The 12,612-nt window shown below is 63.5% G+C and carries 12 protein-coding genes; 11 read left to right on the top strand and 1 reads right to left on the bottom strand.

From position 1 onward, the window contains the following. Nucleotides 1-133 precede the first annotated feature (133 nt). From N430_RS06945 to N430_RS06895, 11 genes are all read left to right on the top strand, one after another. A complete protein-coding gene (locus tag N430_RS06945; protein ID WP_110633862.1) occupies nucleotides 134-2,086 on the top strand; it encodes an FAD-dependent oxidoreductase in 1,953 nt (650 codons plus the stop codon). A gap of 39 nt (nucleotides 2,087-2,125) precedes the next feature. Then, a complete protein-coding gene (locus tag N430_RS06940) occupies nucleotides 2,126-2,728 on the top strand; it encodes a helix-turn-helix domain-containing protein (RefSeq protein ID WP_110633865.1) in 603 nt (200 codons plus the stop codon). An 82-nt stretch (nucleotides 2,729-2,810) separates the two neighbouring features. Next, entirely contained in the window at nucleotides 2,811-3,095 is a 285-nt protein-coding gene (locus N430_RS06935) for a hypothetical protein (protein WP_110633867.1), read from the top strand. A gap of 132 nt (nucleotides 3,096-3,227) precedes the next feature. Then, nucleotides 3,228-4,067, top strand: a complete 840-nt coding sequence (yghU, locus tag N430_RS06930; protein WP_110633870.1) for a glutathione-dependent disulfide-bond oxidoreductase — start codon at nucleotides 3,228-3,230, stop codon at nucleotides 4,065-4,067. A 136-nt stretch (nucleotides 4,068-4,203) separates the two neighbouring features. Then, a complete protein-coding gene (locus tag N430_RS06925) occupies nucleotides 4,204-5,907 on the top strand; it encodes an amidase (protein WP_110633873.1) in 1,704 nt (567 codons plus the stop codon). A gap of 124 nt (nucleotides 5,908-6,031) precedes the next feature. After that, nucleotides 6,032-6,703 (top strand): transcriptional regulator, encoded by a 672-nt coding sequence (locus N430_RS06920; RefSeq protein WP_256592099.1) that lies wholly within the window; start codon nucleotides 6,032-6,034, stop codon nucleotides 6,701-6,703. Further along, nucleotides 6,700-7,617 (top strand): pyridoxal-phosphate dependent enzyme, encoded by a 918-nt coding sequence (locus N430_RS06915; protein ID WP_110633876.1) that lies wholly within the window; start codon nucleotides 6,700-6,702, stop codon nucleotides 7,615-7,617. The genes N430_RS06920 and N430_RS06915 overlap by 4 nt, the downstream gene beginning before the upstream one ends. 199 nt (nucleotides 7,618-7,816) lie before the next feature. Beyond that, nucleotides 7,817-8,914: a carboxynorspermidine decarboxylase gene (locus N430_RS06910; protein WP_110633879.1), complete on the top strand. Its 1,098-nt coding sequence runs from the start codon at nucleotides 7,817-7,819 to the stop codon at nucleotides 8,912-8,914. 33 nt (nucleotides 8,915-8,947) lie between these two features. Next, complete coding sequence (locus N430_RS06905) at nucleotides 8,948-10,192, top strand: saccharopine dehydrogenase family protein (RefSeq protein ID WP_085676984.1); 1,245 nt, start codon at nucleotides 8,948-8,950, stop codon at nucleotides 10,190-10,192. Between the two features lie 177 nt (nucleotides 10,193-10,369). Then, entirely contained in the window at nucleotides 10,370-10,876 is a 507-nt protein-coding gene (locus N430_RS06900; protein ID WP_110633882.1) for a hypothetical protein, read from the top strand. Between the two features lie 74 nt (nucleotides 10,877-10,950). Further along, on the top strand, nucleotides 10,951-11,430 hold the full coding sequence (locus N430_RS06895; RefSeq protein ID WP_110633885.1) for a hypothetical protein: 480 nt from the start codon (nucleotides 10,951-10,953) through the stop codon (nucleotides 11,428-11,430). A gap of 111 nt (nucleotides 11,431-11,541) precedes the next feature. Here N430_RS06895 and N430_RS06890 read toward each other — a convergent pair whose 3' ends face one another. Next, entirely contained in the window at nucleotides 11,542-12,588 is a 1,047-nt protein-coding gene (locus N430_RS06890; RefSeq protein WP_110633889.1) for a class I SAM-dependent methyltransferase, read from the bottom strand. Nucleotides 12,589-12,612: the final 24 nt, after the last annotated feature.

Here is a 12,612-nt window from a genome sequence, read left to right as displayed (position 1 = left end):
GTAGTGAGGTCACGCGCCACTGCCGTGGCTGGGAAAAAGCTAGTCGGGTGCCAGTAAAAAAACAAGTTGATTTTTTACTGGCGCTACACTTTCATGAGAAAAACAAGAACGACACCGCACCGGAGCCGCCCGCATGACGACCGCCTTCGCCCACCTGTTCGAACCCCTGCAGATCCGCGGCAAACGCCTGAAAAACCGAATCATGTCGACCGGCCACGACACTTGCCTGCCCACCGACAACCTGGTCAACGACAAGCTCATCGCCTACCAGCGCGCCCGTGCCGCCGGCGGCGTAGGCCTGATCGTGCTGCAGGTGGCCGGGGTGCATGACAGTGCCCGCTACACCTCGCACGTGCTGATGGCCACCGACGACGCCTGCATCGACGGCTACCGGCGCCTGGCCGAGGCCTGCCATGCCCACGGCACGGTGGTGCTGTCGCAACTGTTTCACCCGGGGCGGGAGATCATGGAGTCGGCGGATGGCCTGCTGGCAGTGGCCTATTCGGCCTCGTCGGTGCCCAACGAGCGCTTCCGGGTGATGCCGCGGGCGCTGGACCAGGCGATGATCGACGAAATCGTCCAGGGCTATGCCAGCGCCGCCCGGCGCCTGCACCAGGCCGGCCTGGACGGTGTCGAGGTGGTGGCCAGCCATGGCTACCTGCCGGCGCAGTTTCTCAACCCGCGAGTCAACCAGCGCAACGACGGTTATAACGGCGACCTGGAACAGCGCCTGCGCTTCCTGCGTGAAGTGCTGGCAGCGGTCCGGGCGGCCACCGACGAGCAATTCATCGTCGGCCTGCGCATCAGCGCCGACGAACGCGACAGCGAGGGCCTCAGCGAGGACGAATCGCTCGCCGCCGCGCAGGCCCTGCAAGACCAGGTCGACTACCTGCACATCGTCGCCGGTACTTCGGCGTCGCTGGGTGGCGCCGTGCACATTGTGCCGCCCATGGCCATCGCCCCGGCCTACCTGGCGCGCGAGGCCGGCACCTTCAAGCAGCACCTGGACATCCCGCTGTTCGTCACCGGGCGCATCAACCAGCCGCAGGAAGCCGAACTGATCCTGGCCCGTGGCCAGGCCGACGTGTGTGGCATGACCCGCGCCCTGATCTGCGACCCGCAGATGCCGGCCAAGACCGAGCGCGGCCAGGTCGAGGACGTGCGCGCCTGCATTGCCTGCAACCAGGCCTGCATCGGCCACTTTCACCGGGGGCTGCCGATCTCCTGTATCCAGCACCCGGAAACCGGACGCGAGTTGCAGTACGAAACCCCTGCTCCCGCGACCGCCCGCAAGCGCATCCTCGTGGCGGGTGGCGGCCCCGCCGGCATGAAGGCCGCAGCCGTTGCCGCCGCCCGTGGGCATGACGTCACGCTGTACGAAGCCAGTACACAACTGGGCGGCCAGGTACAGCTCGCCCAGTTGCTGCCCCGGCGCGCAGAATTCGGCGGCGCCAGCACCAACCTGCAGCGGGAAATGGAGCTGGTCGGTGTACGTGTAGTACGTAATACGCGTGTCGATCGCGCATTGGTCGAACGCGAACGCCCCGACCTGGTGATAGCCGCCACCGGCGCCACGCCCTACTGGCCGTCGTTCGAACGCAGCGGCGAGCTGCAGGTGGTGGATGCCTGGCAAGTCCTGCGCAATGAAGTCACGCTCGGCCGCTCGGTGCTGGTGATCGATTGGCGCTGCGACTGGATCGGCCCCGGCATCGCCGAGCGCCTGGTACGCGACGGCCACCAGGTGCAACTGGCGGTGAATGGCACCCACTGCGGCGAAACCCTGCCGCTGTATGTACGCGACCAGCTGGCCGGCGAACTGCACCGCCTGGGCATCCCGATCACACCCTATGCCCGCCTGTACGGCTGCGACGACAACACGGTCTACCTGCAACACACCGCCAGCGGCGAGCCGATGATCTTCGAAGGCATCGACACCCTGGTGCTGTGCCTCGGCCACCAACCTGAGGACACCCTGGCAGCAGAACTGGCCGGCCTGGTGGAGGTGCGGCGCATCGGCGACTGCCTGGCCCCACGCACGGTCGAGGAGGCGATCCATGAGGGCCTGACAGTTGCCTGGGCGCTCTGAGCCTGTCCATACTGCGGCTTTCCCGATGGACCGAAGCGCATGAGCCAGCAACCCCAGTTCCCGCCCGCCGCCGAAGACGGCGGCAGCGCGCCGCAGTTCCTCGGTGGCCGCATCCGCGGCCTGCGCAAGCGCCGCGGCATGACCCTGGCGGAACTGGCGGCGCACAGCGAGCTGACCGCTGGCTACATCAGCCAGCTGGAGCGCAACCTGTCTTACCCGTCGATCCCGGCGCTGTTCAACATTGCCCGCAGCCTCGGCGTGACCATCCAGTGGTTCTTCGCCAGCGAAGCCACCACCGCACCCGAAGACCAGGGTTACGTGGTGCGGCGCAACAGCCGGCTGAGCGTGCATTACGAGGACGGCATCGTCGACCAGCTGCTCACCCCGCAACCCAACCGCCAGCTGGAGATGCTGCACTCGCGCTTTCCGCCAGGCACCTACAGCCAGCAAAGCTACAGCCATGAAGGTGACGAAGCGGGCTATGTGCTCTCGGGCAGCTTCGAGGTGTGGGTGGGCGAACGCCACTTCCTGCTGGGCGAAGGCGACAGCTTCAGCTTCTCCAGCCAGGAGCCGCACCGCTATGGCAACCCCGGCGAGGTGGACGCGGTGGTGATCTGGGTGATCACCCCGCCAACATTTTGAAAAGATCTGCCAGCTGGCCCCGTAACATCGTTGTCTGCAATTACGGTCTACTGTGTCTTTCGGACTTTCCAGGAGCACAACGTTGAACAATATCCTGATCATTGGCACCGGCATCGCCGGCCCTTGGAGCGCCCTGAGCGCCATTCGCCAACTGAACCTGCAGGGCCACAGGGGTGCCCAGGTGACCTTGCTGGCCCCCCAGACCGGCCTGCAACAGCCGTTCGACCATGGCAACCTGTGCCTGGTCCAGGGCACCCCCTCCCATGTCGACGCTGCCGACCGGCGCGTCCACTACCGCACCCCGTCCGGCACCCGCTGCAGCCTTTCCTATGACCGCCTGATCGCGGCGCAACTGTGGCCTTGGTGAGCCACGTGACCAACGCACCTTGCAACTGACGCTCGCGCCCAATGCATTTGCGCTTTTCTCCGAACCCGTGGCATAGATGCAGGTCCACGTCTTTACGTGGTCGCTTTCGCGCTTTCCAAGGAGAACCTCTGCATGAGCAAGCCCACTTACGTCCCGCCCAAGGTCTGGCGCAACGATGCCGCGTCCGGCGGCCAGTTCGCCAGCATCAACCGGCCGATCGCCGGGCCGACCCATGACAAGGAGCTGCCGGTCGGCAAGCACCCGCTGCAGCTGTACTCCCTGGCTACCCCCAATGGCGTCAAGGTCACCATCCTGCTCGAAGAACTGCTCGCCCTGGGCCACAGCGGCGCCGAGTACGACGCCTGGCTGATCCGCATCGGTGACGGCGACCAGTTCTCCAGCGGTTTCGTCGAAGTCAACCCCAACTCGAAGATCCCCGCCCTGCTCGACCGCAGCGTCGAGCCGCCAGTGCGGGTGTTCGAGTCCGGTTCGATCCTGCTGCACCTGGCGGAAAAATTCGGCGCCTTCCTGCCCAAGGCACCCGCCGCACGCACTGAAAGCCTGAACTGGCTGTTCTGGCAGATGGGGGCCGCGCCTTACCTGGGCGGTGGCTTCGGCCACTTCTATGTGTACGCGCCAGAGAAGTTCGAGTACGCCATCAACCGCTTCACCATGGAGGCCAAGCGCCAACTCGACGTGCTGGAGCGCCGCCTGGCGGTCAGCCGCTACCTCGGTGGCGACGAATACAGCATCGCCGATATCGCCGTGTGGCCTTGGTATGGCCAGCTGGTGCGCGGCAACCTGTACGGTGCAGCCGAATTCCTGGCGGTGGATGAGTACCCGCAAGTGCAGCGCTGGGCCGAGGAAATTGCCCAGCGCCCGGCCGTACAGCGTGGCACCCGGGTCAACCGCACCTGGGGCGATGAAGCCAGCCAGGTCCCCGAGCGGCACTCGGCGGCCGACCTGGATTGAGTCTGACGGGGCCGCTATGCGGCCCCGACAATGCCCCGTTGCAAAAAACCATTTCTCCCGCGCAAACCTCCCAGCCCTGATCCCTTCTTGTACACTCCTCGCACTAGCCCCAACCTGCACAAATTTTGGTGAAAGCATGATCGAGGTAACCGAGGTTTCCATTGCCGAGCTGCGCGACGCGCTCGAAACCGGCCGCACGACGGCAGTCGAGTTGGTCAAGGCCTACCTGGCACGCATCGACGCCTACGATGGCGCCGACACCGCCACCGCACTGAACGCCGTGGTCGTACGCAACCCTGAAGCGCTCAAGGAAGCCGAGGCCTCCGACGCCCGCCGCGCCAAGGGCCAAACCTTGAGCCCGCTGGACGGCATCCCCTACACCGCCAAGGACAGCTACCTGGTCAAGGGCCTGACCGCCGCCTCCGGCAGCCCGGCGTTCAAGGACCTGGTCGCCCAACGCGACGCCTTCACCATCGAGCGCCTGCGCGCCGCCGGCGCCGTGTGCCTGGGCAAGACCAACATGCCACCGATGGCCAATGGCGGCATGCAGCGTGGCGTCTACGGCCGCGCCGAAAGCCCGTACAACGCCCAGTACCTGACCGCGCCGTTCGCCTCCGGCTCGTCGAACGGTGCCGGTACCGCCACCGCCGCGAGCTTCAGCGCCTTCGGCCTGGCCGAGGAAACCTGGTCGAGCGGCCGCGGCCCTGCCTCGAACAACGGCCTGTGCGCCTACACCCCGTCGCGTGGCGTGATCTCGGTACGTGGCAACTGGCCGCTGACCCCGACCATGGACGTGGTGGTGCCGTATGCCCGGACCATGAGCGACCTGCTGGAAATCCTCGACGTGGTAGTTGCCGACGATGCCGACAAGCGCGGCGACCTGTGGCGCCTGCAGCCGTGGGTGCCAATCCCGGCCGCCTCCTCCGTGCGCCCTGCTTCCTACCTGGACCTGGCTGTCGACGCCAGCTCGCTCAAGGGCAAGCGTTTTGGCGTACCGCGCATGTACATCAATGCCGACGCCGAGGCCGGCACCTCCGAGAAGCCAGGCATCGGTGGCCCGACCGGCCAGCGCATCAACACCCGCGACAGTGTCATCGAATTGTGGAAGCAGGCCCGCCAGGCCCTGGAAGCGGCCGGCGCCGAAGTGCTGGAAGTCGACTTCCCGCTGGTGTCCAACTGCGAGGGCGACCGCCCGGGCGCGCCGACCGTCTACAACCGTGGCATCGTCAGCAAGGAATTCCTCCACGACGAACTGTGGGAGCTGTCGGGCTGGGCTTTCGATGACTTCTTGCGTGCCAACGATGACCCCAAACTCAACCGCCTGGCCGATGTCGACGGCCCGCAGATCTTCCCGCACGACCCGGGCACCCTGCCCAACCGCGAGGACGACCTGGCCGCCGGTATGGACGAATACGTCAACATGGCCAAGCGCGGCCTGAAGACCTGGGACCAGATCGAGACCCTGCCCGACGGCCTGCGCGGGCTGGAAAAGACCCGCAAGATGGACCTCGAAGACTGGATGGACGCGCAGGGCCTGGACGCCGTGCTGTTCCCGACCGTGGCCGATGTGGGCCCGGCCGATGCCGACGTCAACCCGGCTTCGGCCGACATCGCCTGGAGCAACGGTATCTGGGTGGCCAACGGCAACCTGGCCATCCGTCACCTGGGCGTGCCGACCGTGACCGTGCCGATGGGCGTGATGGCCGATATCGGCATGCCGGTGGGGCTGACCTTTGCCGGCAAGGCCTATAGCGACAATGCGCTGCTGAGCTTCGCGGCAGCCTTCGAGGCGACCGGCTCGCGGCGGATGATTCCGCCGCGCACGCCAGCCTTGAGTTGAGGCATAAAGGGGCCGCTTTGCGGCCCATTCGCGGGCAAGCCCGCGAATGGGCCTGAAAAAGCCAATCGCACAATTCAACGTTATGTGTAAAATTACACATAACGTTGAATTGTGCGATTACCCCATGTCCCCTCCTGAAGAACGCCAACTTACCCTCACCGTCCTCAAGGCCGCCCTCCAGGCCCTGGGCAGCGTTGCCGCGCGCAACATGGAAATCCTCCTGCACGACCTCGACCACCCGGAACACTCCGTGGTGGCGATCGTCAACGGCCACCTCTCCGGCCGCGTGGTCGGCAGCCCGATACTCGCCGCCCCGGAGCAGGACCAGGGCTTCAAGGCCCTGATGCAGGCCAGCGCCGATCAGCAAGGCGCTGCCCCCCTGGTATTGCCCGACTACCCCACCACCCTCAAGGGCCGCACCCTGCGCAGCGCCACGGCGATCTTCCGCGACAGCAACGGCCACCCGTTCGCCAGCCTCTGCGTCAACACCGACGTCACCGGCCTCGACGCCGCCATGCACTTCCTCCAGCAGCTGCAGCCACTCGGCGCATCCCCCGCCGAGGCCAGCGAGCCCGCCGACATGGCCATCCTGATGAGTGAGATCATCGAAGACTCGCTGCAGCGCAGCGGCCAGGGCCGAATGAACAAACAGGCCAAGGTCGAGGCCGTGCGTGTCATGCAGGAACGTGGCCTGTTCATGGTCAAGGGCGGGGTGGAGAAAGCGGCCGCGGCACTGGGTGTGACCCGCTACACCATTTACAACTATCTGGAACAACTGCGAGGAGCCAACCCATGACCCTGCACATCGAGACACCGTTGATCGAATCCCGCCCGCTGTCGCTGGCCGCAGGCCGCTCGGTCTGGCTCAAGCTCGACGCCCTGCAGCCCTGCGGCTCGTTCAAGCTGCGCGGGGTCGGCCATGCCTGCGAGGTGCACCACGCCCGTGGTGCGCGCCATTTCGTCTCCTCGTCGGGCGGCAATGCCGGGCTGGCGGTGGCTTATGCCGGGCGCAAGCTGGGGGTGCCGGTGACCGTGGTAGTACCTGAAACCACCACTGAACGGGCCAAGGAGCTGCTGCGCCTGGAAGACGCCAAGGTGGTGGTGCATGGCAGCTCGTGGCAAGAGGCCAACGAACTGGCACTGACCCTGGTCGGCGAAGGTGATGCCTTCATCCACCCGTTCGACGATCCACTGCTGTGGGCCGGGCACGCCAGCCTGGTCGATGAAGTAGTGGCGAGCGGGTTCAAACCGGATGCAGTGGTGCTGTCGGTGGGCGGCGGCGGCCTGCTCAGCGGTGTGGTCGAAGGCCTGCAGCGCCATGGCTGGGGCGATGTGCCGGTGCTGGCGGTGGAAACCACCGGGGCCGCTTCGCTGCATGCGGCCATTGAGGCCGGGCACACGGTGGAACTCCCACGTATCGCCTCGGTGGCCAGCTCGCTGGGCGCCAAGCGCGTGGCGGAACAGGCACTGGCCTGTACCCGGCAGCATCCCGTACACAGCCACCTGGTCAGTGACCGGGCAGCGCTGGAGGCCTGCGAGCGGTTCCTGCTCGATCATCGGGTACTGGTAGAACCGGCGTGTGGGGCGGCGTTGGCAGTGGCCTATGAGCCTGCTGCATTGGCCAGTTACCAGCATGTACTGGTGGTGGTTTGTGGTGGGGCTACTGCCACGCTCGAGCAGATTCAGGCTTGGCTCAAGCAGGTCGATTGATACCGCCCGAGCAGGAAAATGAACGTCGCTGTCATCAGGATGTTCATTTCCTCCTGTACTACTGAACCCGCCACTGCCGAAACAATTCACCTGCAACCACCGCCACGCAGACGAAATACACCATCCGCCCTTTCGATCTGCGGCAAGTGAAGGCACAATGCGGGTCTTTTTTTTGGCCGGCCTGGCCGGGGGCCTTTAAATGATCAAGACGCCGTACTACCTCATCGACAAAACCAAGCTCCTGAGCAACATGGAGAAGATCGCCTACGTGCGTGAAAACTCCGGTGCCAAGGCGCTGCTCGCCCTCAAGTGCTTCGCCACCTGGTCGGTGTTCGACCTGATGCAGCAGTACATGGATGGCACCACCTCGTCCTCGCTGTTCGAGCTCAAGCTCGGCCGCCAGAAATTCGCTGGCGAAACCCACGCCTACAGCGTGGCCTGGGCCGATGACGAAATCGAGGAAATGCTCGAGAACTGCGACAAGATCATCTTCAACTCGATCGGCCAGCTGCAGCGCTTCGCCGAACAGTCCGAAGGCAAGGTCCGCGGCCTGCGCGTCAACCCGCAGGTGAGCAGCTCCGACTACCTGCTGGCCGACCCGGCCCGCCCGTTCAGCCGCCTCGGCGAGTGGGACCCGGCAAAGATCGAACAGGTGATCGAACAGATCTCCGGCTTCATGTTCCACAACAACTGCGAGAACGGTGACTTCGGCCTGTTCGACAAGATGCTGTCGCACATCGAAGAGCGCTTCGGCCACCTGCTGCACAAGGTCGAGTGGGTCAGCCTCGGTGGCGGCATCCACTTCACCGGCGAAGGCTATGCGCTGGACGCCTTCTGCGCACGCCTGAAAGCCTTCTCGGAAAAATACGGCGTGCAGGTCTACCTGGAGCCGGGCGAAGCCGCCATCACCAATAGCGCCTCGCTGGAAGTGACCGTGCTCGACACCCTGTTCAACGGCAAAAACCTGGCCGTGGTCGACAGCTCGATCGAAGCACACCTGCTCGACCTGCTGATCTACCGCCTCAACGCCAAGATGGCCCCCAACGACGGCGAGCACACCTACATGGTCTGCGGCAAGTCGTGCCTGGCCGGTGACATCTTCGGCGAGTACCAATTCGATCGTCCGCTGGCCATTGGCGACCGCCTGTCGTTCATCGACACCGCCGGTTACACCATGGTCAAGAAAAACTGGTTCAACGGTCTGAAGATGCCTTCGATCGTGGTCAAGCAACTCGACGGCAGCGTCGAGGTGGTCCGCGATTTCGGTTTCGAAGACTACGTTTCCAGCCTGTCGTAAGACCGGCTTTCCAAGTAAGGAGCAAAAGGTAAATTGAAGAAGAACGTTCTTATCATTGGTGCAGGAGGTGTCGCCAAGGTGGTGGCCCACAAGTGCGCGCAGCATAACGACGAACTGGGTCGTATCGCTATCGCGTCACGGAACATCTCCAAATGCCAGGCCATCATCGACAGCGTCAAGGCCAAGGGTAGCCTCAAGGTACCCGCCGACATCCAGGCCTTTTCGCTCAACGCCCTCGATGTCGAGGCGACCAAGGCACTGATCCGCGAAACCGAATCGCAGATCGTGATCAACGTCGGTTCCGCCTTCCTCAACATGTCGGTGCTGCGTGCCTGCATCGATACCGGTGTCGCCTACCTGGACACCGCCATCCACGAAGAGCCGGGCAAGATCTGCGAGACCCCGCCGTGGTACGGCAACTACGAGTGGAAACACCTCGAAGAGTGCCAACAAAAGAACATTACCGCCATTCTCGGCGTCGGCTTCGACCCGGGTGTGGTGAACAGCTACGCAAAACTTGCGCAGCAGCAATACTTCGACAGCATTGATTCGATCGACATTCTCGACGTCAATGCCGGTTCGCACGGCAAGTACTTTGCCACCAACTTCGACCCGGAAATCAACTTCCGCGAGTTTACCGGGCAAGTCTGGAGCTGGCAGAACAGCCAGTGGACCAGCAACACCATGTTCGAAGTCAAGCGCACCGACGACCTGCCGGTGGTAGGTTCACAGAACCTGTACCTGACCGGCCACGACGAAGTTCATTCGATCTCGAAGAACCTCAATGTGCCGAACGTGCGTTTCTGGATGAGCTTCGGCGAACACTACATCAATGTGTTCACCGTGCTGAAGAACCTTGGCCTGCTTTCCGAGCAACCGGTGAAAACCGCCGAAGGCCTGGAAGTGGTCCCGCTGAAAGTGGTCAAGGCCGTGCTGCCTGACCCGGCCTCGCTGGCCCCGGGCTACACCGGCAAGACCTGCATCGGTGACCTGGTCAAGGGCACCAAGAACGGCCAGCCGCGTGAGGTGTTCATCTACAACGTGGCCGACCACGAAGAAGCCTACGCCGAGACCGACAGCCAGGGCATTTCCTACACCGCCGGTGTACCGCCAGTGGCTGCGGCCCTGCTGGTCGCCCGTGGCGAGTGGGATGCCAAGCGCATGGTCAACGTCGAGGAGCTGCCAGCCGAGCCGTTCCTCAAGGCGCTGGACGTGATGGGCCTGCCGACCCGCGTGAAAGATGAAAATGGCGATCGTCCCTGGGACGCTGAAGCCTAAGCTGTAAACCAGAAGGGGCGCCAATCAGGCGCCCCTTCTGCATTTCAGGCCCAAGCTGAATGCCGGCCATTTCCTGGCACCAGGAAATACCACCACATTGTTTACACCCGCTTGCGATCGCTAGGGTGGCCTTCGCTCGGAGACAACCTGTCTCTGATCCTCGCCACAGGAAGCGCTATGAACAATGAAAGCATTTCCCCATATTGGGCAGAACAGACATTTATTGGAAAGTTGTACCTCCAGGTACAAAACGAAAAAATCGCTATCAACGTTGGCAACGAACCTTATATTGCGGGTGAAAACGAGAGTTCGTTAAGAGGCCCAACTCCACCTCCTACTCCCATTCCCTTGCTCAAGCCTGGCACTCAGGACGCAGTCAAGCTTGTCTTCAAGTTCAGCAACAAGGCGTCGAATCGCCTCAGCTATCAGTTACTGGATGCGGCAGGCCCCGCTCGTTGCACGCTTGACGAACGTGGCCACATCATACTCCGCGGAGCACCAGCGACCACCTTTGAACTTGAAGTGCTTTCGGCAGAGGCCCATTCGCTGCGGTGCATCCTGTACAGCAATAACCAGAGGATCAGGCTTTTCCGTTACGCGTTCACGGGGCCTGGGCCACGCCAGGTAAAAGTGCTGAGGCTCCACGTCGGCGAGGCCTGCGAATTCGTGATCGAGCGCTGTTGAAGCATACAGACGCCTATCCCCGAATCCCCCGTCATTCTTGTGAATAGCCGACCCATGTCTTCAAGGAGTCTTTTATGGCTGTAGAACAACCCGCACAATGGATTCAACGTTCCTCATTTCTCGGCAAGCTCTATTTGCTTGATCAGAGCAAGCGCATCCCCCTTTCCCTGACCACCGCAGGGCTGTTCGACTTTGCTGCCAATGACTGGCTGCAGGCTGGGGGGGCCAGTGACTCCCCGACCATGCTGTTCCACTATCACTCTGAAACACCCGACCGAATCAACGTCAAGATCGCGCTGTTCGACAAGCGCGTTGCAACGCTGGATATCAGCCGGAACAACTACCTCGGTTTCTATGCCAATCAGGACAAACAGGCCGTCTTCAAACTACAACCCCTCGAATGGAACAAAGATACGCTGAAGTGTCATTGGCGCGATCAACAGGACAATCACGTCAGGCGCATAGCAGGTGCCCCCACCAACCTGGCAGAAACTGCCTATCTGTCGGTTGCTGCTGGTACCCAGCATGAGTTCCTTGTTGTTCGCACGAACTGACCCTCGCCCCTGCGTTGACTTATCTGCCGTTCATTGGTTTCGAGGTGGGTTGCCCCACCTCGAACCAGGCGACAGGGCCGCATGTGCAACGGGCCGACACGTGGGCACGCCCTATTTACGGGCTTCCAGGATCAAATTGAACGGTGTCTGCGTAGCCCGCCGGAACTGTCTGAACCCCGCCTCCTCGAACACCGCCCGCAACCGCGCCTCCCCGGCCTGCGCCCCCAGCCCCAGCCCCACCTCCTGGGACAGCGAATTAGGCGTGCAGATGAACGTCGATGCCGCATAGAACAAGCGCCCAACCGGCGTCAGGTTGCCCTCCAGCGAGTCTTCGGCATAGGGCTCCACCAGCATCACCGTGCCATCTGCCTTCAACGCCCGGTAGGCATGCTTCGCCGCGCCCACAGGGTCGCCCATGTCATGCAGGCAATCGAAGAAGCACACCAGGTCGTGGTCATGCCCCGGGTAGTCCTTGGCCGATGCCTGCTGGAAGCTCACACGCTCCGCCAGCCCGGCCTCCCGCGCACGCTCGCTGGCCGTGGCGATGGACGGTGCGTGATAGTCGTAGCCTGTGAAGGTAGAAGCCGGAAACGCCTGGGCCAGGACCAAGGTCGAAGCGCCGTGGCCGCAACCGACATCCGCCACCTTGGCTCCGGCCTGCAGCTTGGCTACCACACCCTCTAGCGCCGGCAGCCAGTCCGCGACCAGGAAGGTGCGGTAGCCGGGCCGGAAGAAGCGTTCGGTACCACTGAACATGCACGGATGGTGATCACCCCAGGCCAGCCCGCCGTCGCCGCGCATGGCCGCCACCAGCTTGTCCTTGTCGTGGAACAGTGCGGCGATCACCGCCGCACCACCCGCCATATAGGCCGGCGAGTCTTCCAGGGCCAGGGTCATGGCCTGCTCTTCAGGCAGCACGAACGTGCCCTTGTCATGCACCATGTAGCCGGAGGCCGCCTGGGCGTTGAGCCATTCGCGCACCAGCCGTGGGTGGCAGCCGGTCTTTGCCGCCAGCGCCTCGGGGCTGGTCGGCTGGCTGTCGGCCATGGCCCGGTACAGCCCGAGTTCATCGCCGAGGATCACATTGGCCAGGGTCGCCGCAGCGCCCATGTCACCGACCAGCTTGCCCATGAATTCGTGAAGCCTTGCCTCGTCCATGACCTGCCCTCCTCTGCAAGAAGG

This window comes from Pseudomonas sp. CC120222-01a (assembly GCF_003097235.1).
Taxonomy (GTDB): Bacteria; Pseudomonadota; Gammaproteobacteria; order Pseudomonadales; family Pseudomonadaceae; genus Aquipseudomonas.
Note: the sequence above shows the minus strand (reverse complement) of the source record. Positions and strands in the feature narration are given on the sequence as shown.

Excerpts from the sequence above, each read along its gene's own strand:
- N430_RS06910 (WP_110633879.1), top strand. The coding sequence starts at position 7,817 with ATGATCAAGACGCCGTACTACCTCATCGACAAAACCAAGCTCCTGAGC.
- N430_RS06900 (WP_110633882.1), top strand. The coding sequence starts at position 10,370 with ATGAACAATGAAAGCATTTCCCCATATTGGGCAGAACAGACATTTATT.
- N430_RS06895 (WP_110633885.1), top strand. The coding sequence starts at position 10,951 with ATGGCTGTAGAACAACCCGCACAATGGATTCAACGTTCCTCATTTCTC.
- N430_RS06890 (WP_110633889.1), bottom strand. The coding sequence starts at position 12,588 with ATGGACGAGGCAAGGCTTCACGAATTCATGGGCAAGCTGGTCGGTGAC.
- N430_RS06915 (WP_110633876.1), top strand. The coding sequence starts at position 6,700 with ATGACCCTGCACATCGAGACACCGTTGATCGAATCCCGCCCGCTGTCG.
- N430_RS06945 (WP_110633862.1), top strand. The coding sequence starts at position 134 with ATGACGACCGCCTTCGCCCACCTGTTCGAACCCCTGCAGATCCGCGGC.
- yghU (WP_110633870.1), top strand. The coding sequence starts at position 3,228 with ATGAGCAAGCCCACTTACGTCCCGCCCAAGGTCTGGCGCAACGATGCC.
- N430_RS06920 (WP_256592099.1), top strand. The coding sequence starts at position 6,032 with ATGTCCCCTCCTGAAGAACGCCAACTTACCCTCACCGTCCTCAAGGCC.
- N430_RS06940 (WP_110633865.1), top strand. The coding sequence starts at position 2,126 with ATGAGCCAGCAACCCCAGTTCCCGCCCGCCGCCGAAGACGGCGGCAGC.
- N430_RS06925 (WP_110633873.1), top strand. The coding sequence starts at position 4,204 with ATGATCGAGGTAACCGAGGTTTCCATTGCCGAGCTGCGCGACGCGCTC.